This window comes from Terrabacter sp. NPDC000476, assembly GCF_040300125.1.
Classification (GTDB): domain Bacteria; phylum Actinomycetota; class Actinomycetes; order Actinomycetales; family Dermatophilaceae; genus Terrabacter.
Genome location: NZ_JBEPDF010000001.1, coordinates 1,671,583 through 1,694,123 on the forward strand (window position 1 = coordinate 1,671,583; position 22,541 = coordinate 1,694,123).

Below are 22,541 nucleotides of genomic sequence, written 5' to 3' on the forward strand. Positions count from 1 at the left end.
GGGCCTGCGGATCGACCTGCGGATGAACCTGCGCCAGGTGTGGTGATCACCCCACCTGGCGCAGGTTCATCGATCCGTTCATGCGTCGGCCCATCCCCGCGACGTCAGACCGCCGCTGTCCACACCCCTCCGCGCGCTCACCGGGTCGTCCACAGGTGCGCAGAGCGCCGAGACCGACGGCCCCGAGCTGCGCGAGGCTCACGACGTGGATCTCCCGCAGACCGTCATCACCGTGGCCAGGGCCCAGGCCGGCGTGGTGAGCCGCGCCCAGCTGCTGGCGGCCGGGCTCACCCCCGAGGCGATCCGCTGGCGGATCGGCCGTGACTGGCGGCTGCTGCTCCCCGCCGTCTACGCCCTTCAGACGGGGCCGCCGTCCGACCACCAGCGCCTCGTCGGGGCGCAGCTCCTCGCCGGGGAGCAGGCATGGTTCGCCGGCCGGACGGCGGTGCACCTCCACGGCCTGCGCGCCTGCTCGCTCGACCTGCCCTTCACGATGCTGGTGCCCGACTCGCATCGCTCGCGGCGGATCGCCTGGGTCGACGTCCGCTCCACGTCGCTCACCGGCGAACCGCTCCTGGAACGAGGGCCGCTGCGACTCGGGTGCCTGGCACGGTCCGTCGTCGACGCGGCGGCCGGCCTGCCGAGCGAGCGGGACGCCCGGGCCCTCGTGCTGGAGGCCGTGCAACGCCGACTCGTGCGGCTCGACGACCTCGAGCTGTGGGTCGACGCCCGCAACCGGCGCGGGTCGGTGCGCCTGCGTCGGCTGCTCGCCGAGGCCGCTGCGGGTGCGTGGTCGGTGCCGGAGTCCGACCTGCTCGCCCTCGTCGCCCGATCCGCGACCCTGCCCCCGGCGTGGCCCAACCCTCTCGTGACCGGGCCCGCCGGCGAGTCGCTCACGTCACCGGACGCGTGGTTCGACGACGTCGGCATGGCCGTCCTCGTGCAGTCCCGCCAGTTCCACGCAGGCGCCCTCGACTGGGACGCGACGGTGGTGGCCGGCTCCGACCTGTCGGCGGTGCGCGTCGTCGTCGTGGGGGTGACGCCGGAGGCCATCGCGCGTGATCTGGAAGGACAGCTCCGGCGGATCGAGCTGGCCCACGAGGCCGCTCGCCGTTCCGGTACTCGTGCTCCCGTCACGGTGACGCCACGACCGGCCGTCGCGCTGCAAGCGGCGGCGGTCACGGGCTCGGCGGCGGGCCGGGTCAGCGCGGGCTGGGGTCAGGGCGGGTAGTCGCTCGGGGGGACGAAGCGCCAGAGCTCGTCGGTCCACCAGTACTGGCCGACGACGAAGAGCACGAGCAGCGGCACGGCCCGCACGAGCAGACGCGGCCAGCCGTTGCCCCGCCGGTCGGCCCAGCCGGCGCCCACCACGACGCCCAGCAGCGGGAAGAGCGGCACGAGGTAGCGGAAGATGCTCGTGAACGGGTCCAGCACCGCCGCGAGGTAGGCGGGATACGCGAGCGACCACGTGCGCAGGTCGGCGCCCAGCCCGCGCGCCCAGGGGCCTGCCACCATCGCCACGAGCCCGAGCGGCACGACGACGAGCAGCACCGGCCCCCACGTCGGGCCGAAGACGTACTCCGACATCCCGACCCAGGGCGTGAACGGCTCGACCGTGCCCGAGCCGCGCCAGGCGGCCATCGTGTCGGTGTAGGCCGAGCTGACTCCCGTGCGCCACCAGGCGACGGCCGGCCACAGCAGCCCGGCGACGCCGCAGCCGACGAGCGCGGCCAGCATCGCGGCATACGTGCTCGGGGGGATCGGCCGCTCCCGGCGCGCGCGCCACCGCAGTGCCACGACGACGAGCGTCACGATGCCGAGCGGCACGGCGATGGGTCGCGACAGCCCGACGAGCAGCGCGACCGCGGTGGCGACGAGCCAGCGCTCCCGGGCGAGCGCGTAGAGGTAGGCGACGAGGAGCAGCATCGCGAGCGACTCGGTGTAGGCCAGCTGCAGCGTCACCGACGCCGGGAAGCTCGCCCACAGCGCGACGACGACGTATGCCGCAGGGTCGCCGAGGCGGTCGCGCAGCAGCAGCCCCATGAGCACCGCGGCGCCCGCCCCGCAGAGCAGGGCGATCGTCGAGCCGACGGTCGGGAAGTCGAGGCCGGTCACGCTCATGCCCGCCCGCGCGAGCAGCGGGAAGAGCGGGTAGAACGCCCACGGGTTCTGCGACACGGCGCCCGTCTCCCCCACCGGCAGCTGCGAGGGGTAGCCGTGCAGCGCGATGGTCTGGTACCACTGCCCGTCCCACAGCGCCGTGAACGGGAAGTAGGTCACCGGCACGTCGTCGCCGCCGGTCATGCCCGACGGCACCTGGCGGCTCATCACGAGCAGCAGGATCGTCGTCGTGACGACGCGCGCGACGGCGTAGACGGCGAGGACCCAGCCGACGAACACGCCGCGCCGGCCGGGGGCGGTCACGGACGTCATGCCAGGCGTTCGGGGCCGGTCGCCGGGTCGGACTGCACGGTGGGTGTCTCCGGCTGCGCGTCCGCCTCGGGGTCCTCGGCCGCCACGGCAACCTCACCGCGCAGCACGGCGATCTGCTCGTCCTTCTCGCGCAGCTCACGCCTCAGCCGGTCGACGACGCCGTCGACCTGACCCATCCGGTAGCCGCGCACCGACACGTCGAAGACGAGGTCGTCGAAATCGGTGTCGGCGAGCGGCTCGTCGGGCAGCGGCTCGTGGCTCAGGGCCGTCCCGGAGCGGCCCATCCCGCCGCCGGCGAGGCCGAGCACGAGCGCCACGACGCCGCAGAGCACGACGACGCCGACGAAGAGGATGAACCACTTCACGCGCGCGGCTCCTCGTAGGTGCGGATGATGCGGACGGCCTCGTGCGGGTCGTCGGTCAGCACGAGCCGGTCGATGTCGGTGTGGTCGATCATGCCGTTGGCGTGCACGGTGTCGCGCAGCCAGTCGATGAGGCCGCTCCAGTAGGCGACGCCCATCAGCACGACGGGGAACTCGGTGACCTTCTGGGTCTGCGCGAGCGTCACCGCCTCGAAGAGCTCGTCGAGCGTGCCGAAGCCACCGGGCAGCACGATGAAGCCGCGGGAGTACTTGAGGAACATCACCTTGCGCGCGAAGAAGTAGCGGAAGTTGATGCCGAGGTCGACGTACTCGTTGAGGCCCGTCTCGAAGGGCAGCTCGATGCCGAGGCCGACCGACGTGCCGCGCGCCTCGAACGCACCCCGGTTCGCGGCCTCCATCGCCCCCGGGCCGCCGCCGGTGATGACCGCGTAGCCCGCCTCGGCGAGCAGGCGCCCGACCTCCACGCCCATCGCGTATGCCGGGTCGTCGGGTCGCATGCGCGCCGACCCGAAGACGGCGGCCGCGGGCCCGAGGTCGGCGAGCGTGCCGAAGCCCTCGACGAACTCCGACTGGATGCGCATGACCCGCCACGGGTCGGCGTGCAGCCAGTCGCTCGGCTGCTGCCCCTCGAGCAGGCGCTGGTCGGTCGTCGTCGGCGGCACCTTGCCGCGGCGCAGGGTCACCGGGCCGGTCTGGCGACGGTCGTCGCGCCGGCCTCCCGGGGTCGGCCGCACCGGCTCGTCGTGGGTCGCGGGCTCCTTGGGGGTCACAGCGCCACCCTATGCGGCGGCGTCAGCGCAGCCAGCGCAGCAGGGCGGCCTCGGCGGCCTCGTACTGCTCCACCGGGCAGGCCTCGTCGTCCATGTGCGCGAGGTTGGGGTCGCCGGGGCCGAAGTTGACCGCCGGCACGCCGAGCGCGGTGAAGCGGGCGACGTCGGTCCAGCCCTCCTTGGCGTTGACCGGCACCCCGAGCGCCTCGACGAAGGCCTGCGCGGCCGGCAGGTGCAGGCCCGGGCGGGCGCCGTCGGCGGCGTCGGAGAGCGTCACGTCGAAGCCGTCGAAGACCCGGCGCACGTGGGCGAACGCCGCCTCGGTGTCCTTGTCGGGGGCGTAGCGGTAGTTGACCGTCACGGTGCACCGGTCGGGGATGACGTTGCCGGCGATGCCGCCGCTGATGCCGACGGCCTGGAGCGCCTCGTGGTACTCGAGCCCGTCGACGGTGATCGTCTCGGCCTCGTAGGCGGTGAGCCGCCCGAGCACGGCCCCGGCGTCGTGGATGGCGTTGTGGCCCTTCCAGGGGCGCGCGGAGTGGGCGGCCACGCCGGTCGTGACGACGTCGACGCGCAGGGTGCCCTTGCAGCCGCCCTCGATGGCGCCGTCGGTGGGCTCGAGCAGCACGGCGAAGTCGGCCGCGAGCAGCTCGGGCGAGGTCTCGGCGAGGCGGGCGAGGCCGTTGAAGCGGCCGTCGATCTCCTCGCACTCGTAGAAGAGGAAGGTGAGGTCGCGGACGGGCTCGGACACCTCGGCGGCCACCCGCAGCATGACGGCCACGCCGCCCTTCATGTCGACGGTGCCGCGGCCCCACAGCACGCCGTCAGCCTGACGCGTCGGCAGGTTCGGCGTGGACGTCAGGGGCACCGTGTCGATGTGACCGGCGAGGACCACCCGCTCGTCACGGCCCAGGGACGTGCGCGCGACCACCGTGTTCCCGTCGCGCACGACCTCGAGGTGCGCGAGCGGACGCAGGGCCGCCTCGATGGCGTCGGCGAGGGCCGCCTCGTCCTGGCTGACGGACTCGATGTCGCAGACGGCGGCGGTCAGCGTCGTGACGTCGGACGACAGGTCGAGGGCGACGGCGGGTGCTGCGGGCGGCTGGGTCGACGGCATACGCGGAAGGCTAACCGGCCCGGGCGACACCGGGCCGACCCGCCCGCTCCGCGGCACGGCGTTTCACGCCGCCGACTCGTCCCCATATCCTTGCGGCCATGTCGGAGCGCAACGCATGGGGTCACGGACTGACGACGATCACGGACGACGGGCAGGTGCTCGACACGTGGTTCCCGCAGCCGGCGCTCGGTCACCGGCCGGCCGACACCGCGGCGCCCGACGACCTCGTCGCGCTCGAGGGCACCGACGCGGGGCGCGGCGTCCGCACCGAGGTGCGCCTCGTCGAGATCGACCTCGACGCCGCGCCGGCCGACGCCCCCGACGCCTACCTGCGCCTCCACCTGCTCTCGCACTGCCTCGTGCGGCCGAACACCGTCAACCTCGACGGCGTCTTCGGCGCCCTGCCCAACGTCGTGTGGACGAGCGCCGGGGCGTGCGCCGTCGACGGGTTCGAGCGCACCCGGCTGCGGCTGCGCGCCCGCGGTCAGCACGTCGCCGTCTACGGCGTCGACAAGTTCCCGCGCATGACCGACTTCGTCGTGCCGCCCGGCGTGCGCATCGCGGATGCCGACCGCGTGCGGCTCGGCGCGCACCTCTCCCCCGGCACGACCGTCATGCACGAGGGCTTCTGCAACTTCAACGCGGGCACGCTCGGCACCTCGATGGTCGAGGGCCGCATCGTGCAGGGCGTCGTCGTCGGCGACGGTTCGGACATCGGTGCCGGCGCCTCGATCATGGGCACCCTCTCCGGTGGCGGCTCGGAACGGGTCAGCATCGGCGAGCGTTGTCTGGTCGGGGCCAACGGCGGCATCGGCATCGCGCTCGGCGACGACTGCGTGGTCGAGGCCGGGCTCTACGTGACCGCGGGCACGAAGGTGACGCTTCCCGACGGCTCGGTCGTCAAGGCCAAGCAGCTGTCGGGCTCGAGCAACATCCTCTTCATCCGCAACAGCGTGAGCGGCGCCGTCGAGGCCCGCGACCGCGCGGGCACCGGCATCGCGCTCAACGCCGCGCTCCACGCCAACGACTGACCGCCCGCCCCGAGAGCACCACCCGACCGCCGTCCGCCGACTGCGCCGCCGCCGCGCAGCCGACCACCCGAGGACCCCATGCCGAGCAACCGATCCGGCCCCGGAATCGCCGACCCGCGGCGGCGCCCCGCTGCTCGCGAGAGCGCACGCGGCGGGAACGGCGGCCGCGGCGGCGCGCCACGTCGACGGTCCGGGTCGGCGGCCCGCCGACGCCGGCGCATCGCGGTGCTGCTCGTCTTCGCCGTCGGCCTCGGGGCCGCCCTCTGGTTCGGCGGGCGCCTCTTCGTCTCGAGCGTCGCCAACCCACGCTGCACCATCACGGCCGGCGGCATGACCGAGACCTTCGACCCCGAGCAGACCGGCAACGCCGCGCTCATCTCCGCCCTGTCGATCAAGCGCAAGATGCCGCCGCGGGCGGCCACGATCGCGCTGACGACGGCGTTCCAGGAGTCGAAGATCCGCAACCTGCGCTACGGCGACCGTGACTCCCTCGGCCTCTTCCAGCAGCGGCCCAGCCAGGGCTGGGGCACCGAGTCGCAGATCCTCGACCCGGTCCACGCCACGAATGCCTTCTACGACGCCCTCGTGAAGTTCAAGGGCTACGAGACGGCCGACATCACCACGATCGCCCAGCGCGTGCAGAAGAGCGGCTTCCCGGAGGCCTATCGCGACCACGAGGGACAGGGCCGCGTGCTCGCCTCGACCCTGACGGGGCACTCGCCCGCCGGGCTAACCTGCCGGCTCGACGCCGTGACGTCGCGCGAGACGCCGCAGGAGGTCGCCGCCGACCTCAAGACGCAGATGGGCGTCACCACGGCGCGGCCCGGCGACGGCTTCCTCACCGTCACGACGCGCAACGCGACGACGGCCTGGGCCGTGGCGCACTGGGCCGTCGCGCGCGCCCAGTCCACCGGGGCGACCAAGGTGGCGATCGGTGAGCGGGCCTGGGACCGCGCGTCGGGCGGCGACGGCTGGTCGAAGGGCGCCGCGAGCACGACCGTGACGATCACGCTGCGCTGACGGCATACGGCAACGGCCCGCCCCGCTGGTGCGGGACGGGCCGTTCGCGTCTGCAGTCGGACCGTGGGAGCCGTGCGGCCCCGGCGGGTCAGGCCGGGTAGCTGCGCTCGGGCGAGCCGGTGTAGATCTGGCGCGGGCGGCCGATCTTCGTCTCGGGGTCGGTCATCATCTCGCGCCACTGGGCGATCCAGCCCGGCAGGCGGCCGATGGCGAAGAGGACGGTGAACATCTTCGACTCGAAGCCCATCGCCTTGTAGATGAGGCCGGTGTAGAAGTCGACGTTCGGGTAGAGCTTGCGCTCGACGAAGTAGTCGTCCGCGAGGGCGATCTCCTCGAGGCCCTTGGCGATCTCGAGGAGCGGGTCGTTCTGACCGAGCTTCTCGAGGATGTCGTCGGCGGCCTTCTTGATGATCGCGGCGCGCGGGTCGTAGTTCTTGTAGACCCGGTGGCCGAAGCCCATGAGGCGGACGCCGTCCTCCTTGTTCTTCACCTTCTCCATGAACTTCTTCGGGTCGTCGCCCGACTCGTGGAGCTGGCCGAGCATCTCGAGCACGGCCTGGTTGGCGCCGCCGTGCAGCGGGCCCGACAGGGCGTGGATGCCGGCCGAGACCGAGTTGAAGAGGTTCGCGTGGGCCGAGCCCACGAGGCGCACCGTCGAGGTGGAGCAGTTCTGCTCGTGGTCGGCGTGCAGGATGAAGAGCAGGTCGAGGGCCTTGGCGACGGTCGGGTCGACCTCGTAGGGCTCGACCGGGTAGCCGAACGTCATCCGCAGGAAGTTCTCGACGAACGACAGCGAGTTGTCCGGGTACATGTACGGCTGGCCGACGCTCTTCTTGTGCGCCATGGCCGCGATGGTCGGCAGCTTCGCGAGGAGGCGGACGGTCGAGATCTCGACCTGCTCCTGGTCGAAGGGGTCGAGGCTGTCCTGGTAGAACGTGCCGAGCGCCGAGACCGCCGAGCTGAGCACCGGCATCGGGTGCGCGTCGCGCGGGAAGCCGTTGAAGAAGGCGCGGAGGTCCTCGTGCAGCATCGTGTGCCGACGGAGGTTGTCCTCGAAGCGGGTCAGCTCCTCGGGCGTGGGCAGCTCACCGTAGATGAGCAGGTAGGCGACCTCGACGAAGGTCGACTTCTCGGCCAGCTCGGAGATCGGGTAGCCGCGGTAGCGCAGGATGCCCGCGTCACCGTCGATGTAGGTGATCGCGCTCTTGCACGACGCCGTGTTGACGAAACCGACGTCGTAGGTGACGAGGCCGGTCTCCTTCAGCAGGGACCCCACCCCGAGCCCGTCGTTGCCGTCCACGGCCTTGACGCCCGGGAACGTGAGTTCCTGGTCTGCGACCTTGAGTGTCGCGTCCACTGCCTTCGTCACTGTTCCTCGCCTCCTGTAACTCCGGCCCAACGGCGCCGGACGTATCCGCGAGCGACGTTACCCCAGCGTCGGGCGGTGCGAGAACACAGGTCCACCCGCCACGGGCGCCTCGGAGCGCCCCGGCGGGGCACCGCGGACGACCGGGCGAGAGCCTCGTCGCACTCAGAGTCGGGCGCAGGCGGCGGCGATGCGCTCGTCGGTCGCGGTGAGCGCGATGCGCACGTGCCGCTCCCCTGCGACGCCGTAGAACGACCCCGGCGCGACGAGGATGCCGCGCTCAGCGAGCGCGGAAACCGTTGTCCAACAGTCTTCTTCGCGGGTCGCCCACAGATAGAGACCCGCCTCGGAGTGGTCGATCCGCAGACCCGCGCGGGTGACGGCCGCGGTGAGCAGCTCACGCCGGCGGGCGTATGCCGCCCGTTGCCTCTCGACGTGCGTGTCGTCGCGCAGGGCCACCGCCATGGCGTGCTGCACCGGTGTGGGCATGATCATGCCCGCGTGCTTGCGCACCTCGAGGATCGCGCCCACGAGGGCGGGGTCGCCGGCCACGAAGGCCGCCCGGTAGCCGGCGAGGTTCGACTGCTTGGAGAGCGAGTAGACGGCGAGCAGGCCGTCGTGGGATCCGCCGCAGACGTCGGGGTGCAGGATGCTCGGCGTCGCCGTGCCGACCTGCCCCTCCCGCCAGTCGAGCTCGGCGTAGCACTCGTCGCTCGCGACGACGACGCCGTGCTCACGGGCCCACTCGACGACCTTGCGCAGGTGCGCCGTCCCCAGCACCTGGCCATTGGGATTGCCGGGGCTGTTGAGCCACAACAGTTTCGGCGTCGTGGCACGGGTGAGCGGGCCCAGGCCCGTCAACGACTGTGCGACGATGCTCGACGCCCCGGCGATGCGTGCCCCGATGTCGTAGGTCGGGTAGGCGACGGCCGGGACGCCGACGACGTCACCGGTTCGCAGGCCGAGCAGCGTCGGCAGCCAGGCGACGAGCTCCTTGCTCCCGACGGTGGGCAGCACGGCGTCGGGGCCGAGCCCCGGCACGCCGCGACGACGCGCGAACCACTCGCAGATCGCGGCCCGCACGTCGGGCGTCCCCACCGTCAGCGGGTAGCCGTGCGCGTCGGCGGCGTCGGCGAGTGCCCGCTGCACGATCTCGGGCGTGGGGTCGACCGGGGTGCCGACCGAGAGGTCGACGATGCCGTCCGGATGCGCGACCGCTCGCGCCTTGAAGGGCGCGAGCGAGTCCCAGGGGAAGTCCGGAAGGTCGAGCGGGGTCACTCGTCGTGTTCCTGGGGCGGCAGCGCCTCGATGAGCGGGTGGTCCTTCTCGATCATGCCGAGCTTGGCCGCGCCGCCGGGGCTGCCGAGGTCGTTGAAGAACTCGACGTTGGCGTTGTAGTAGTCGGCCCACTGCTCGGGGACGTCGTCCTCGTAGTAGATGGCCTCGACGGGGCAGACCGGCTCGCACGCACCGCAGTCGACGCACTCGTCGGGGTGGATGTAGAGCGAGCGCTTGCCCTCGTAGATGCAGTCGACCGGACACTCCTCGATGCACGCCCGGTCCTTCAGGTCGACGCAAGGCTGGGCGATGACGTAGGTCATGGGGAGCGGACCTCCTGCGGTGGCGCGTTCGGGAGCGTTCGGGAGCGGGTGCTGCACCGCCTAGTATGCCGGACATGAACGGCGAGCCCACGCACGGCCCCACGGATGAGACCGTCCCCGACACGACACCCGGGAGCGACTCCCCGACGCATGGCACGGGCTCGGCGGGCCACCGGCTGACGGCCGCCCTCACCGTCGGCAACCGCGTCGTCGTGCGCTACCGGCTGGCCGAGGGCAGCGAGTCGCGGGCCACCGACTTCCTCGGCGAGCTCGTCGCCCGCGACGACGACTTCCTCGTCGTCGACACGAAGACCGAGCGCGTGAAGCTCATCCGGGCCGACGTGCTGGCGGCCAAGGACGTGCCACCGCCCGCGAGCCGCCCCGGGCGCGCCCACGAGCGCATCTCGGCCGACGACCTCGAGCTGCTCATGGCGAAGGGTTGGCAGGCGGTCGACCGGGCCGGGCTCGGCGACTGGGTGCTGCGGGCAGCCTCGGGATTCACCGGGCGCGCGAACTCGGTTCTCGCCGTGGGTGACCCGAGCCTCCCGCTCGACAAGGCCATCGACTACGCCGAGAAGTGGTACGCCGACCACGAGCGTCCCCCGATCTTCCAGGTGCACGGCGAGCAGGGCTTCGTCGTCGAGGACCAGCCCCTGCCCGCGGCCCTGCTCGAGCGTGGCTACGTCGTCGGTGGCGACTTCGACAGCTGGCAGCGGGTGCTCGTCATGACCGGTCTGTCGGCGGCGGTGCCCCCGCTCACCGAGGAGTCGGTGCCGGTCACGGCCGACGCGGAGCTGACGATGGACTGGCTGATGGCCTACAACGAGCAGCGCTCCGTGGTGCCCGGCGTGACCGAGGCGGTGCTGACCGGCAGCGAGGGCCAGCTCTTCCTCTCGGTGCGCGACCCCGGCACCCAGCGGATCGTCGCCGTGGCCCGGATGGCGATCCACCCGGGCTGGGCCGGCATCTTCGGCCTCTGGGTGCACCCCGACCACCGGCGCGCCGGCCTCGCCTCGACGATCGTCTCGGCGGTCGCCATGGTGGCGCGCGAGAACAACATGCCGGCGATCTACCTGCAGGTCTCGGGCGACAACGGTGACGGCCTGGCGTTCTGGCACGACCTCGGCTTCACGGTCCACCACGAGTACACCTACCTGGCCCGACCGGCCGGCTGACCGTTCCCCTCCCCCGGCCCAACGCGGCCTCGGCGCGGCCTCGGCGCGGCGTCAACGCGCGGCGGCCCGGGAGCCGGTGCACACGACGCCGTCGAGCGGCAGGTAGTGCGTCGACACCGGCTCGCTGCGCACCGGTGCGCCCGCGCCCGTGCCGGGGCGGAACCACTGCCGCGTCACCGTGACGTCGAAGCCGGGCCTCGCGGGCCGCGGCGTGCAGCCGGCGCCGGAGCCCCGCGTCGTCCGCGGGGTCACCACCGCCGTGCGGGGTCCGGTCACCGATCGCACGTCCCACGTCTTCGTGCCCCAGATGCGGCCGTGGAGCACGCCTCCCTCGACCCACGTCTGCACGAGCATCCCGAAGGGGGTGTCGTTGCGCCAGCGGTTGTCGAGGGAGGGCCACGCGAGGGCGGCGTCGCGCCCGACCGGGCGGTGCGCGTCGTAGTGGGCGGGCGGCGTGCGCTCGAGGATCGGCACCCCGGCGAGCCAGGCGAGGTCGTGCACGACGGTCGAGACCTGGGTGACGCCGCCGCGCGTGCCGGCCACCCGCCGACCGTCGACGACGACGGCGCCGTCGGGGTCGTCGCCCACCTCCCCCGGCTCGCCGAGCACGGCGTTGAGGCTGAAGGTGCCACCGGGCCTGACGTACGTGCCGTTGACCCGCCGTGCGGCGAGCAGCACGTCGGTGGTGCGCCCGGCGTCCCCCGCCGCGAGGGGCAGGCGGACGTCGGCGACGAGCGTCGTCACACCGGCGCGGCGGGCGTCGTCGGTCGTGAAGGGTGGGCGCGCGGCGCCCGCGCGCACGAGGACGGTGCGGTCCGCCCCGGAGATGGCGGTGGTGACCCGCTCGACGAGGTCGGCCTCGTCGAGCGCGAGCCCGTCGACCGACGGCACGAGCGTGGGCGGCCGGCCGTGGGCGTCGAGCACCCACCGGGCGCTCCGGGCGGGCCGGGTCACGACCGTCACCTTGCCCGCCACGAGCGCCGCGAGCTTGGGGCCGTCGAAGTGCGGCACGAGGCCGCCGGAGCCGTCCGGGACGACGGTGACGAGCGGCGCGTACTCCACGGGGTCGAGCAGCACCCGGGTGCGCCCCGCGACGAGGACGAGCGGCCTCGAGACCGCCGTGCTCCCGAAGGCGGAGGCCACCCGCTGGACGGTGTCGCTGCTCACCCGCGGCTCGACCTCGCGCACCACGGCGGTCGCCTCGTCCGCCTCGGGGAACGCCTTGCGCAGCGCGAACTTCGTGCCGACGACGTCGAGCACGTGCCCGCGCTCGGGCAGGTCGACCGACATGGCGCCGCCCGGGAAGCTGATCCGCCCCTCCGTCGGCGCCACCTCGGTGCGCGGTGCCAGCCCCTCGACGTAACGGGTCAGGGCGTCGTCGTCGGCGCTCGTGAGCAGCGGGGCGTCCACCTCGCCGACGAGGCGCTCCCAGACCGTCGTCGGGTCGAGCGTGAAGCCGGTGAGCCCCTCGAGCGACCGGTCGACGTCGACGCGCAGCCCGGCCTCGCGAGGCACCACCTGAAGGGGGTCGTCACGGCCCGGCACGTGCAGGGTCATCGGGCCGTCGAGCAGGGGCTTGCTCCCCCGCACGACCGCGGCGTGCGCCGACTCCGTCGTCATGCCGCCGACGGCGATGCCGCCGACCGACACGGTGGCGGGCAGGTGCTGCGACGACCAGGCGCACAGGCCGGCATACGCCCCGCCGAGCACGACGACGGAGGCGAGCAGGCGCAGCGCCGTCGAGCGTCGCTCGCGGCGGGCGTCGTGCTGCCAGTCGTCGGCCAAGGGTGCTCCGTGCGCGAGGTGGCGTGTGGGGTCGGCACGACGGTAGCCCGAGCCACGGCCCGACCGGCGCCGCAACGCCGAGGGCTCCCGCTCCCCACCGCGGAGGCGTCGTCAGGCGAGCAGGTCGGTGCCGCGCCGGCCGGTCGGCCGCCAGGTGCGCGGGTCGACCTGCCGGAAGCCCTCACGGGCCGTGGTGCGCACGGCGATGAGGTTGGAGAGGGCGTGCACGTCCTCGCTCGCGACGACGACCTGGGTCGCGTGCGCGCGCAAGGCCGCGTTCTGCGCCGCACGGGCACCCGCGTCGTGCACGACGTGCGTGACGAGGTCGTCGTCGACGACCGACGGCGCGAACGCGTCGTCGGGGGCCGGCACGACCAGCACGGGGGCCGCCGGCGCCGGTGGCCCGTCGGGCCCGTCCGAGACGCCCAGGTCCTGGTCCGCCCACCACGCAGCGGTGTCGAGCAGGTCGGGCCCGGCCGACTGCAGCCACGCGCGGTCCTCGCGTGCCCAGCCGAGCGGGGTCACGATCTCGTAGGCGTGCCGGGGCAGGTCGGCGTCGCCCAGCAGCTCCATCGCGCGCCGCGTCACCCGATGCGCCTGCACGTGGTCCGGGTGTCCGTAGCCACCGTGCTCCTCGTAGGTCACGACGACGTCGGGCCGCACGTCGCGCACGACGTCGGCCACGAGCCCCGCGGCCTCGTCGAGGTCGGCGCCGGCGAACGCCTCGGGGCGCGCCGCAGCCGGCGAGCCGACCATGCCGGAGTCGCGGTAGCGCGACAGGCGCCCGGATGCCGGGTCCGCGCCGAGCACGTGCGACACCGCCCCGAGCCGCTCCAACGCCAGCAGCAGCTCGCCGTGGCGGTGCGGTCCCAGCCGGTCGTCCGGGTCGCCCTCGAGGTGCGCGAGGCCGGGCGGGATGACCTCGCCCTCCTCGCCCAGCGTGCACGTCAGCACGTGCACCTCGTCACCCCGGGCGACGTGGTGGGCCATCGTCACGCCGCACGTCAGGGTCTCGTCGTCGGGGTGGGCGTGGACGAGGAGCAGTCGGGCCACGGGTGATCCTCTCGAGGGCGGTCGGGGCTGCAGGTGGTGCGGGTGGTGCGGTCGCAGACGCCTCAGCGGGCGCCTCAGCGGACGGCCACGGTGGCGAGGTCGACGATGCCACCGACCGCGTGGTCCTCGTAGCCGCGCACCCCGGCGCCGTGCAGGTGCAGGGCCTTGGTCGCCGACAGCGCGATGTAGCCGCCCTGCTCGCGGATCGTCCGGTCGGCCTGGCGCCAGATCGCGGCCCGCCGGGCGGGGTCGGCGGTGGCGTCGGCGCGGTCGACGAGCGCCTCGACGGCGCGGCTGCCGAAGTAGCCGACGTCCTGGCCGGGCCCGGAGGAGTCGAGGTTGATGCGGGCGTCGAAGAGCGCCGGCAGCACGCCGCCCGCCGACGGCCAGTCGGGGGTCCACGCACCGCGGAACACGTCGTAGTCGCCGGCCGCTCCGGGCTTCTCGATGGTCTCGTAGTACTCCTCGGGCGCGACCCCGGTCAGGGTGACCGCGAAGCCGGCGCGCTCCCACCCGGCGGCGAGGGCGGCATACGCCTTGTCGGTGAGCACCGAGCGGGCGTAGACGACGCGCAGCGGCACCGGGAGCGTCACGCCGGCCCGGCGGAGCACCGCACGCGCCCCCTCCGGGTCACCCTCGACGTCGGCGCCGCTCGGTGGCGTCACGGCACCCGGGTCGACGGCGGGCGAGAGCACCGACCACGTCGCCGTGCCGGCGCCGTCGCCACCGGTCGCGGCCAGGTAGGTCGCCCGGTTCGTCGCGAGGGCGAGCGCCTGGCGCACCGCCGGCTTCGCGAGCACCGGGCTGCGCTGGTTGAGCGCGAGGTAGTCGACGTTGCCGGTGTACGGGAAGGTCAGCCGGGCCTGCAGGTCGGTGCCGGCCTGGTTGCGCAGAATGGGGCTCGCCTGCACCCACGAGACGGCATACGCGTCGTCGTCCTGCTGGTTGAGCAGGCGCTGGATGACGCCCTGCTCCTCGAGGCCGGAGGTCACCCGGATCGCGTCCGGGTAGGCGTGCCGGATCGGGTCGCTGCGCGGGTCCCAGCGCTCGTTGCGCACGAAGGTGCCGCCGCGCTCGGGGTCCCACGGCGCCGCGAGGCGGTAGGGCCCGCTCGACATGACGGCGTACGAGGCCGCGTCGGACGGGGTGTCGCTCGAGGCCTTGCGCGGGGCGAACTCCGGCAGCGCGACGATCTGGGCGAAGTCGGGCTCGGGCTCGCGCAGGTGGAAGGTGATGGTGCGACCGTCGCAGGCGACGGCGCGCTCGAGGTCGCCCTGGTGGGCGGTGTCGGACGGCCCGGCGTACACCGGCTTCTCGAGCCCCTCCGGCGTCACGCGGGTGGGCACGTCTAGCAGGAAGCTCGCGTAGTTCGTGCCACCGACGTGGGTGCGCCGGTCGAAGGTGCGCGCCACGCCGTGCCGCACGTCGGCGCACGTGACGGGCGAGCCGTCCTGCCACGTCGGGCCGGCGCGCAGCGTGAAGCGCCAGGTGCGGCCCCCGTCGCTCGAGCTCCCCGTGTCGGTGGCGAGGTCGCCGAGCAGGTCGCGCTGGTGGGTGCCGGTGCCGTATGCCGTGAGCCCCCGGGCGAAGGTGCGCTGGGCGAAGAACGCCTCGGGGCCGACGTACATCAGCTGCGGGTCCCACGTCGCGACCGCGCCCGCGACGAGCACCTGGAGGGTGCCGCCGGCCTGCACGTCGCCGGCCGGTGCCTCCGTCGACGCTCCGGCCGGGCCCGCGCCGAGGGCGTCGGGGCCGGCCGGGGCGTCGGCGCCGGAGGACGTGCAGGCCGCGGCACCGGCCGCGAGCACGGCGGCGCCGAGCCCGCCGATCACCCGCCTGCGGAGCCCCCGCAGGCGGGTGCGCAGCGCTCGGTGCACCGCTCGGTCAGCCTTCGGCCTTCGCGGCGGAGCGCGCGCGGGAGGCCGTGCGGGCGCGCTCGCCCGCGTCGAGGACGACCTTGCGGATGCGCACCGACTCGGGCGTCACCTCGACGCACTCGTCCTCGCGGCAGAACTCGAGGCTCTGCTCGAGGCTGAGCTTGCGCGGCGGCACGATCTTCTCGAAGTTGTCCGAGGAGGAGGCGCGCACGTTGGTGAGCTTCTTCTCCTTGGTGATGTTGACGTCCATGTCGTCGGCGCGCGAGTTCTCGCCGACGATCATGCCCTCGTAGACCTCGGTCGTCGGGTCGACGAAGAGGGTGCCGCGCTCCTGGAGGTTGACCATCGCGTACGAGGTGACGACGCCCTTGCGGTCGGACACGAGCGAGCCGCTCGTGCGGGTCGTGATCGCGCCGAACCACGGCTCGTAGTCCTCGAAGACGTGGTGGGCGATGCCCGTGCCGCGCGTCTCGGTGAGGAACTCGGTGCGGAAGCCGATGAGGCCGCGGCTCGGCACGAGGAACTCCATGCGGATCCAGCCGGTGCCGTGGTTCGTCATCTGCTCCATGCGGCCCTTGCGGGCGGCCATGATCTGCGTGATGGCGCCGAGGAACTCCTCGGGGGTGTCGATCGTGAGGCGCTCGACCGGCTCGTGCACCTTGCCGTCGACCTCGCGCGTGACGACCTGGGGCTTGCCGACGGTCAGCTCGTAGCCCTCGCGGCGCATCTGCTCGACGAGGATGGCCAGGGCGAGCTCACCACGGCCCTGCACCTCCCAGGCGTCCGGTCGCTCCGTGTTCAGGATGCGCAGCGACACGTTGCCGATGAGCTCCTTGTCGAGGCGGTCCTTGACCATGCGGGCCGTGACCTTCGAGCCGCGCACCTGGCCGACCATCGGGCTCGTGTTCGTACCGATCGTCATCGAGATGGCCGGCTCGTCGACCGTGATGAGCGGCAGCGGGATCGGGTTCTCCGGGTCGGCGAGGGTCTCGCCGATGGTGATGTCGGGGATGCCGGCGACGGCGATGATGTCGCCCGGGCGGGCCTCCTCGGCGGGCTTGCGCTCGAGGGCCTCGGTCATCAGCAGCTCGGTGATCTTGACGCGCTGCTGCGAGCCGTCGTGGCGGCACCACATGACCTGCTGGCCCTTCCTGATCGTGCCGTTGAAGACACGGAGCAGGGCGAGGCGGCCGAGGAAGTTGGAGGCGTCGAGGTTCGTGACGTGGGCCTGCAGCGGCGCCTCGTCGTCGTAGGTCGGCGCGGGGATCGTCGACAGGATCGTCTCGAAGAGGGCCTCGAGGTCCTCGCCCTCGGGCAGCCCGCCGTTGTCGGGGCGCTCGGTCGACGCGCGGCCGGCCTTGGCGGAGGCGTAGACGATCGGGAAGTCGATCTGCTCCTCGGTGGCGTCGAGGTCCATGAAGAGCTCGTAGGCCTCGTCGACGACCTCGGCGATGCGCGAGTCGGGGCGGTCGACCTTGTTGATGCAGAGGATGACCGGCATCTTCGCGGCGAGCGCCTTGCGCAGCACGAAGCGGGTCTGGGGCAGCGGGCCCTCGGACGCGTCGACGAGGAGCACGACGCCGTCGACCATCGACAGGCCGCGCTCGACCTCACCGCCGAAGTCGGCGTGGCCGGGGGTGTCGATGATGTTGATGGTGACGCCGTCGGTGAGGCCGCGGTCCTGGGCGGCCTTGCCGGTGTAGTGCACCGCGGTGTTCTTCGCGAGGATCGTGATGCCCTTCTCGCGCTCCAGGTCGCCGGAGTCCATCGCGCGCTCGTCGACGTGCTGGTGCTCGCCGAACGCGCCGGACTGCCAGAGCATCTTGTCGACGAGGGTGGTCTTGCCGTGGTCGACGTGGGCGACGATGGCGACGTTGCGGATGTCCGCGCGGGTCTTCAAAGGCATGAGCACCATTCTCGCAGGGTTTTGGGGTGCCTTTGTCCACCCGGGGTCGGGCCCCTCCCGGGTGCGTCAGCGGTGGGCGGCCACGAGCTGGTCCATGAGGGCGTCCATCCGCTGGTCGACCTGCTGCCGCGACGGGTCCGCGTCGAACCAGTCCACGATCTCGCGGGCGCCCCGGGCGAAGGGCACCGTCGCCCTCCAGCCGGGCACGAGCGACTTGACGAGGCTGTTGTCGAAGACCGTCGAGTGCGCCTTGTCGCCGAGCAGCGCGGCGCCCCAGTCCGCGTCGACCCGGGCCACGGCGTCCGACGGGACGTGCACGAGCCGGGGCTCGACGCCGGCTGCCGCGGCGACGATCTCGTAGACCTGGTTCCAGCTGAGCCACTCGTCCGAGGTGATGTGGACGCTCGCACCCACGGCGGCGGGCTGGGCGAAGAGCCCGACGAAGGCCCGCGCGAAGTCGGTCGCGTGCGTCAGGGTCCACAGCGAGGTGCCGTCGCCGTGCACGACGACCTCGGCCCCGCGGCGCATCCGGTCCACGACGGTCCAGCCGCCGTCGAAGGGGACCGAGGTGTGGTCGTAGGTGTGCGAGGGCCGCACGATCGTCATGCCGAGACCCTCCTCGCGGTGCAGGCGCACGAGGAGGTCCTCGGCAGCGATCTTGCCGCGCGAGTAGGACCAGAAGGGGTTGCGCAGCGGCGTCGACTCGACGACGGGCACGCGGACGGGCGGGGTCTGGTAGGCCGAGGCGGAGCTGATGAAGACGTACTGCCCCATCTGCCCCTGCAGCACGTCGAGGCGCGCGGCCACGTCGTCGGGGCCGAACGCCCGGAAGTCGGCGACGACGTCGAAGTCGCGGCCCGCGACGGCCGCACGGAAGGAGTCGGCGTCGTCGAGGTCGGCGGTCAGCAGCTCGCAGCCGTCAGGGGCCGGGCGGGTCGATCCGGCCGTCCGCCCGAGCACGGCGACCTCGAAGCCCTCCTCAAGGGCCTGCCGCGTGCAGGCCGAGCTGATGGTCCCGGTGCCGCCGAGGAAGAGCACGGAGGGTGCAGACATGGTGGACTCGCTCCCGTGGAGAGGGCCCCTGGGGCCCGGACCGGGCCGCGGTCGCGACCCCCGAGCACCGTATCCCCCACCCTGGGGCCCGGTGGCCGCCCGTGCCGTCGGGGCCTCGGCGGCCCGTGCCGTCGGGGGGCATCGGCGGCCGCGCCTGCCGGGCTCGGTCAGGTCAGGAGGTTCTCGAGCTGCTCGACGATGGGCAGGTCGGCGGGCAGCCACGCGACGGCCCGCAGGTCGTCGCGGCCCAGCCAGCGCAGCTCGTCGTGGTCCTCGAGCGGCTCGGGCGTGCCGTCGACGACCTGCGCGAGCCACACGAGCATCTCGTAGCGGTCGCCGAGCGGCCAGGTGTCCGCGGGCCGGGGGCCCGGCACCGGGGCGCCGAGGCGCACGCGCACGCCGAGCTCCTCGAGGAGCTCGCGGTGCAGGGCGGCCTCGGGCGTCTCGCCCTCGTCGACCTTGCCGCCCGGCAGCTCCCACCCGCCGGCGAGCGCCGACGGCTCGGTGCGCCGGGCCGAGAGCAGCCGGGTCGGTGCGACGAGGTCGTCGACGAGGGCCGCCCCGACGACGAGGCGGACCGCGGCTGGGGAGGGCTCCGGGCTGTTCATGGCGCCCCGATGGTGCCACAGCCGGGCCCCGGAACGGCGCCGACGGGCGTTCAATGGGGTCATGACACGACGGCTGGACGACGAGGAGATCGAGCGGCAGCTGGGCGACCTGCCCGCCTGGACCCGCGACGGCGACACGATCCGGGCCTCCTACGAGGCGCCGGACTTCCTCACGGGCATCGCGCTCGTGCAGGAGGTGGCGGCGGCGGCGGAGACGATGGACCACCACCCCGACATCGACATCCGGTGGCGCACCGTGCACTTCGCCCTCTCCACCCACTCCGAGGGTGGCCTGACGCAGCTCGACGTCGAGCTCGCCCACCAGATCAGCCAGGAGGCCGCGCGCCGCGGCGCCGTCGCGACGTCCTGAGCACCGGCGGGGCGCCAGCACGGCCGCTGGGGCCCTCGCCCGGTCGCGCGACGCACGGGCCGCGCTCATCACTTAGGCTTGCCTCATGCGATCGCACTCACGCTCCGGCTCGCGCGCCGAGTCCCGGGAGGGTCATAGTCCGGGGCCGGACCCCGTCCGGCCAGCCCTCACCCTCCACCCGCTCACCTGGGTGGTGACCGCATGAGCACCGCCCTCGGCATCGGCCTGGGCATCCTGCTGATCCTCGCCCTGACGGCGGCGACGGGCTACTTCGTGGCCCAGGAGTTCGCCTACGTCGCCGTGGACCGCAACGCCCTCAAGCAGCTCGCCGACCAGGGCGACGCGCCCGCCGAACGCGCGCTGCGCGTCACCTCGCAGCTCTCGTTCACCCTGTCGGCCGCCCAGTTCGGCATCACCGTGACCGCGCTGCTCGTCGGCTACGTGTCCGAGCCGCTCGTCGGCGCCGGCATCGCCGAGTTGCTCGACCCGTCGATGTCGTATGCCGCCCGCCTCAGCCTGTCGGTCACCGCGGTCCTCGTCTTCTCGACCGTCGTCCAGATGGTCTTCGGCGAGCTCGCTCCCAAGAACTACGCCATCGCGCGCACGGTGCCGCTGGCCCGCGCGCTCAGTCGCTCGACGCTGGTCTACCTGCGCCTGGCCGGACCCGTCGTGCGGCTCTTCGACCGCGCCTCGACGACCCTGCTGCGCAAGATCGGCATCGAGCCGGTCGAGGAGCTCGAGCAGGGCGCGACCGCGGAGGACCTCACCCGCATCATCGACGAGTCGCACGCCGGCGGCCTGCTCGACGACGACCTCTCCGACGTGCTCGAGGGTGGCCTGCGCTTCCGCGAGCTCGACGCCGGCGACGTCATGACGCCGCGCGTCCGGGTGACGACCGTCGCGGCCGACGCGCCCGTCTCCGACCTCGTGGCGCTGCTTGACACGGGCTGGTCCCGCTTCCCCGTCACGGGCCGCGACGGCGACGACATCGTCGGGGTCGCGGGCATCGCCGAGGTGCTCGCGGTGCCTGCCGACCGCAGGGCCTCGACCACCGTCGGGTCCGTCGTGTCGGACCCCACGGTCGTGCCGACGAGCGCTCCCCTGCCGCGCGTGCTGGACCAGATCCGCGCCGACCACCGCCAGCTGGCCGTCGTCGTCGACGAGCACGGCGGCTTCGCCGGCATCGTCACCTTCGAGGACATCGCCGAGGAGGTCGTCGGCGAGATCCTCGACGAGGACGACAAGCCCGAGCCCGGTGTGGTCGAGACGACGCCGGACACGTGGACCGTGCCCGGCCACCTGCGCCTCGACGAGCTCGACACCGCCACCGACCTGCGCCTCACGAGCAGCGACGAGTACTCCACCGTGAGCGGCCTTATCCTCGAGGCGCTCGGCCGCACCGCGGTCGTCGGCGACGAGGTCCGCCTCGAGGCCCGGCGCGAGGTGGTGACCGACCACCACGACCGGGACGACCGGCACGACCGACACGACCGGCACGACCGGCAGGAAGGGACGACCGACGGGCCCGACGGGCCCGACGGTGCCGGCGCGGACGACGACGCGGACGACCGCCACGACAAGGACCGGCACGAGCACGACCGGCACGAGCACGACCGGCACGAGCACGAGCCGCGCCACCTCCCCGTCTCGGTGCTGCTGCGCGTCGAGGCCGTCGAGCGGCACGTGCCGTCGTCGGTGCGCGTCGAGGTGCTCGACCTGATGAGCGACCTCGAGTCGCTCGACGGCGACTCACCCGGCGACTCACCCGGCGACTCCCCCGACGCCGACGACGTCACCGAGGGCGCGCCCGCGCCCTCCGACCGGACGGAGGCGACCCGATGACCACCGCCCTGCTCGTCTCGCTCCTGCTGCTCGTGCTCAACGCCTTCTTCGTCGCGGCGGAGTTCGCCCTCGTCGCGAGCAAACGCCACCGGCTCGAGGACCTCGCCGAGCGCGGCAGCGTCGCGGCCCGGGCGGCCGTGCGCGGCAGCCGCGAGCTCTCGCTCATGCTCGCCGGCGCCCAGCTCGGCATCACGCTGTGCACGCTGGGGCTCGGCTCGCTCGCGAAGCCGGCCGTGGCCGAGCTGCTGACGCCGGTCTTCACCTTCGCGCGCGTGCCCGAGGCGGCGGCATACGTCGTCTCGGTCGTGCTCGCCGTCGGCATCGTCGTCTTCCTCCACATGGTGGTCGGCGAGATGGCGCCGAAGTCGTGGGCCATCGCCCACCCCGAGCGTTCCGCCGTGCTGCTCGCCCTGCCGTTCCGCGGCTTCGCGTGGGTCATGCGCCCGGCGCTCAGCGTGCTCAACGCCATGGCGAACGGCTGCCTGCGCCTCGTCGGGGTCACGCCGCAGGACGAGCTCGGCCAGGTGCACGGGCCCAAGGAGCTGCAGCTGCTCATCGCGAGCTCCAAGGACCACGGCATGCTCGCCGAGCCGGAGCACCGCGTGCTCGCCGGCGCCATCGACCTCGACACGACGCCCCTCACCGAGGTCGTCGTGCCCCTCGACCAGGTCGTCGGCGTCGCGACGACGGCGACCTGCGCCGAGGCGGAGGCGCTCTCGCGCGACACGGGCCGTTCGCGCCTCGTCGTGCGCGAGGGCGACGCGCCCGTCGGGGTCGCCCACGTGCGCGACGTCGTGCGCGCCGCGGCCGGGGCACCGGTCACGACGGTCACCTCGCCCGCCGTCCACGTCGACTCCGGGCTCTCGCTCCTCGACGCGATCTCGCGGATGCGCGCCGAGCACGCCCAGCTCGTCCTCGTCGACGGGCCGTCCGGGCCGCTCGGCATCGTGACGATGGAGGACCTCCTCGAGCGGGTGCTCGGTCAGTTCGACGACGAGACCGACGCCTGAGCCGAGGGCCCGGCCGGGTCGTGGCGCGCGGGCGATCTTCCCGTCCACGGGGGCAGGTCGCCGGAAGATATCCAGCGCGTCACGATTCGGCATAGTCGGTTGCTGGCCGTGTCGCACCGCTGAATGATGGGGCGCGCGGTC

Annotated in this window: 20 protein-coding genes; 7 read left to right on the forward strand and 13 right to left on the reverse strand. The window is 73.4% G+C overall.

Annotated features, from left to right (window positions below; genetic code table 11):
• The first annotated feature begins 205 nt into the window (after window positions 1-205).
• Window positions 206-1,231 carry a hypothetical protein gene (locus ABT295_RS07730; RefSeq protein WP_352393807.1) on the forward strand — a complete coding sequence of 342 codons (1,026 nt, stop codon included), beginning with the start codon at window positions 206-208 and terminating at the stop codon, window positions 1,229-1,231.
• On the opposite strand, the gene ABT295_RS07735 is transcribed toward ABT295_RS07730, so the two are convergent.
• From ABT295_RS07735 to dapE, 4 genes are read right to left on the reverse strand one after another with little or no spacing between them, the layout of a single operon-like run.
• A complete protein-coding gene (locus tag ABT295_RS07735; RefSeq protein ID WP_352393808.1) occupies window positions 1,219-2,433 on the reverse strand; it encodes a putative hexosyltransferase in 1,215 nt (404 codons plus the stop codon). The genes ABT295_RS07730 and ABT295_RS07735 overlap by 13 nt on opposite strands.
• Window positions 2,430-2,798, reverse strand: coding sequence for a cell division protein DivIVA (locus ABT295_RS07740; protein WP_352393809.1), 369 nt, complete (start codon window positions 2,796-2,798; stop codon window positions 2,430-2,432). Before ABT295_RS07740 ends, ABT295_RS07735 begins: the two co-directional genes overlap by 4 nt.
• Entirely contained in the window at window positions 2,795-3,550 is a 756-nt protein-coding gene (locus ABT295_RS07745) for an LOG family protein (RefSeq protein ID WP_352394701.1), read from the reverse strand. The genes ABT295_RS07740 and ABT295_RS07745 overlap by 4 nt, the downstream gene beginning before the upstream one ends.
• Before the next feature lie 58 nt (window positions 3,551-3,608).
• Window positions 3,609-4,703, reverse strand: coding sequence for a succinyl-diaminopimelate desuccinylase (gene dapE, locus ABT295_RS07750; protein ID WP_352393810.1), 1,095 nt, complete (start codon window positions 4,701-4,703; stop codon window positions 3,609-3,611).
• Window positions 4,704-4,801: 98 nt separating this feature from the next.
• Here dapE and dapD point away from each other — a divergent pair, with 98 nt between their 5' ends.
• Together dapD and ABT295_RS07760 are read left to right on the forward strand one after the other, a co-directional pair.
• Window positions 4,802-5,734, forward strand: coding sequence for a 2,3,4,5-tetrahydropyridine-2,6-dicarboxylate N-succinyltransferase (dapD, locus tag ABT295_RS07755; protein WP_352393811.1), 933 nt, complete (start codon window positions 4,802-4,804; stop codon window positions 5,732-5,734).
• A 78-nt stretch (window positions 5,735-5,812) separates the two neighbouring features.
• A complete protein-coding gene (locus ABT295_RS07760) occupies window positions 5,813-6,754 on the forward strand; it encodes a hypothetical protein (protein ID WP_352393812.1) in 942 nt (313 codons plus the stop codon).
• 88 nt (window positions 6,755-6,842) lie between these two features.
• Here ABT295_RS07760 and ABT295_RS07765 read toward each other — a convergent pair whose 3' ends face one another.
• From ABT295_RS07765 to fdxA, 3 genes are all read right to left on the reverse strand, one after another.
• The gene (locus tag ABT295_RS07765; RefSeq protein WP_352393813.1) at window positions 6,843-8,123 is read right to left on the reverse strand and encodes a citrate synthase; all 1,281 of its coding nucleotides are present in this window, start codon (window positions 8,121-8,123) and stop codon (window positions 6,843-6,845) included.
• A gap of 162 nt (window positions 8,124-8,285) precedes the next feature.
• Window positions 8,286-9,398: a succinyldiaminopimelate transaminase gene (dapC, locus tag ABT295_RS07770; protein WP_352393814.1), complete on the reverse strand. Its 1,113-nt coding sequence runs from the start codon at window positions 9,396-9,398 to the stop codon at window positions 8,286-8,288.
• A complete protein-coding gene (fdxA, locus tag ABT295_RS07775; RefSeq protein ID WP_345507420.1) occupies window positions 9,395-9,721 on the reverse strand; it encodes a ferredoxin in 327 nt (108 codons plus the stop codon). The genes dapC and fdxA overlap by 4 nt, the downstream gene beginning before the upstream one ends.
• A gap of 74 nt (window positions 9,722-9,795) precedes the next feature.
• Here fdxA and ABT295_RS07780 point away from each other — a divergent pair, with 74 nt between their 5' ends.
• Window positions 9,796-10,896 carry a GNAT family N-acetyltransferase gene (locus ABT295_RS07780; protein ID WP_352393815.1) on the forward strand — a complete coding sequence of 367 codons (1,101 nt, stop codon included), beginning with the start codon at window positions 9,796-9,798 and terminating at the stop codon, window positions 10,894-10,896.
• Window positions 10,897-10,947: 51 nt separating this feature from the next.
• On the opposite strand, the gene ABT295_RS07785 is transcribed toward ABT295_RS07780, so the two are convergent.
• From ABT295_RS07785 to ABT295_RS07810, 6 genes are all read right to left on the reverse strand, one after another.
• Window positions 10,948-12,681: a VanW family protein gene (locus tag ABT295_RS07785; RefSeq protein WP_352393816.1), complete on the reverse strand. Its 1,734-nt coding sequence runs from the start codon at window positions 12,679-12,681 to the stop codon at window positions 10,948-10,950.
• Between the two features lie 111 nt (window positions 12,682-12,792).
• Window positions 12,793-13,734, reverse strand: coding sequence for a PIG-L family deacetylase (locus tag ABT295_RS07790; RefSeq protein ID WP_352393817.1), 942 nt, complete (start codon window positions 13,732-13,734; stop codon window positions 12,793-12,795).
• Window positions 13,735-13,808: 74 nt separating this feature from the next.
• Window positions 13,809-15,611 carry an ABC transporter substrate-binding protein gene (locus tag ABT295_RS07795; protein ID WP_352393818.1) on the reverse strand — a complete coding sequence of 601 codons (1,803 nt, stop codon included), beginning with the start codon at window positions 15,609-15,611 and terminating at the stop codon, window positions 13,809-13,811.
• Between the two features lie 7 nt (window positions 15,612-15,618).
• Complete coding sequence (typA, locus tag ABT295_RS07800) at window positions 15,619-17,517, reverse strand: translational GTPase TypA (RefSeq protein ID WP_352393819.1); 1,899 nt, start codon at window positions 17,515-17,517, stop codon at window positions 15,619-15,621.
• A 66-nt stretch (window positions 17,518-17,583) separates the two neighbouring features.
• Window positions 17,584-18,570 (reverse strand): NAD-dependent epimerase/dehydratase family protein, encoded by a 987-nt coding sequence (locus ABT295_RS07805; protein ID WP_352393820.1) that lies wholly within the window; start codon window positions 18,568-18,570, stop codon window positions 17,584-17,586.
• 167 nt (window positions 18,571-18,737) lie between these two features.
• A complete protein-coding gene (locus tag ABT295_RS07810) occupies window positions 18,738-19,178 on the reverse strand; it encodes a (deoxy)nucleoside triphosphate pyrophosphohydrolase (protein WP_352393821.1) in 441 nt (146 codons plus the stop codon).
• Between the two features lie 61 nt (window positions 19,179-19,239).
• Between ABT295_RS07810 and ABT295_RS07815 the strand changes: the two genes are divergently transcribed.
• From ABT295_RS07815 to ABT295_RS07825, 3 genes are all read left to right on the forward strand, one after another.
• Window positions 19,240-19,548, forward strand: a complete 309-nt coding sequence (locus tag ABT295_RS07815; RefSeq protein WP_352393822.1) for a 4a-hydroxytetrahydrobiopterin dehydratase — start codon at window positions 19,240-19,242, stop codon at window positions 19,546-19,548.
• A 201-nt stretch (window positions 19,549-19,749) separates the two neighbouring features.
• Window positions 19,750-21,390 (forward strand): hemolysin family protein, encoded by a 1,641-nt coding sequence (locus tag ABT295_RS07820; RefSeq protein WP_352393823.1) that lies wholly within the window; start codon window positions 19,750-19,752, stop codon window positions 21,388-21,390.
• Window positions 21,387-22,400: a hemolysin family protein gene (locus tag ABT295_RS07825; RefSeq protein WP_352393824.1), complete on the forward strand. Its 1,014-nt coding sequence runs from the start codon at window positions 21,387-21,389 to the stop codon at window positions 22,398-22,400. The genes ABT295_RS07820 and ABT295_RS07825 overlap by 4 nt, the downstream gene beginning before the upstream one ends.
• Window positions 22,401-22,541 lie beyond the last annotated feature (141 nt).

Bases quoted from the DNA above. Each gene is read 5' to 3' on its own strand.
- ABT295_RS07805 (WP_352393820.1), bottom strand. From the start codon at position 18,570: ATGTCTGCACCCTCCGTGCTCTTCCTCGGCGGCACCGGGACCATCAGC.
- ABT295_RS07820 (WP_352393823.1), top strand. From the start codon at position 19,750: ATGAGCACCGCCCTCGGCATCGGCCTGGGCATCCTGCTGATCCTCGCC.
- ABT295_RS07825 (WP_352393824.1), top strand. From the start codon at position 21,387: ATGACCACCGCCCTGCTCGTCTCGCTCCTGCTGCTCGTGCTCAACGCC.
- typA (WP_352393819.1), bottom strand. From the start codon at position 17,517: ATGCCTTTGAAGACCCGCGCGGACATCCGCAACGTCGCCATCGTCGCC.
- ABT295_RS07815 (WP_352393822.1), top strand. From the start codon at position 19,240: ATGACACGACGGCTGGACGACGAGGAGATCGAGCGGCAGCTGGGCGAC.
- ABT295_RS07760 (WP_352393812.1), top strand. From the start codon at position 5,813: ATGCCGAGCAACCGATCCGGCCCCGGAATCGCCGACCCGCGGCGGCGC.
- fdxA (WP_345507420.1), bottom strand. From the start codon at position 9,721: ATGACCTACGTCATCGCCCAGCCTTGCGTCGACCTGAAGGACCGGGCG.
- dapE (WP_352393810.1), bottom strand. From the start codon at position 4,703: ATGCCGTCGACCCAGCCGCCCGCAGCACCCGCCGTCGCCCTCGACCTG.
- ABT295_RS07780 (WP_352393815.1), top strand. From the start codon at position 9,796: ATGAACGGCGAGCCCACGCACGGCCCCACGGATGAGACCGTCCCCGAC.
- dapD (WP_352393811.1), top strand. From the start codon at position 4,802: ATGTCGGAGCGCAACGCATGGGGTCACGGACTGACGACGATCACGGAC.
- ABT295_RS07810 (WP_352393821.1), bottom strand. From the start codon at position 19,178: ATGAACAGCCCGGAGCCCTCCCCAGCCGCGGTCCGCCTCGTCGTCGGG.
- ABT295_RS07735 (WP_352393808.1), bottom strand. From the start codon at position 2,433: ATGACGTCCGTGACCGCCCCCGGCCGGCGCGGCGTGTTCGTCGGCTGG.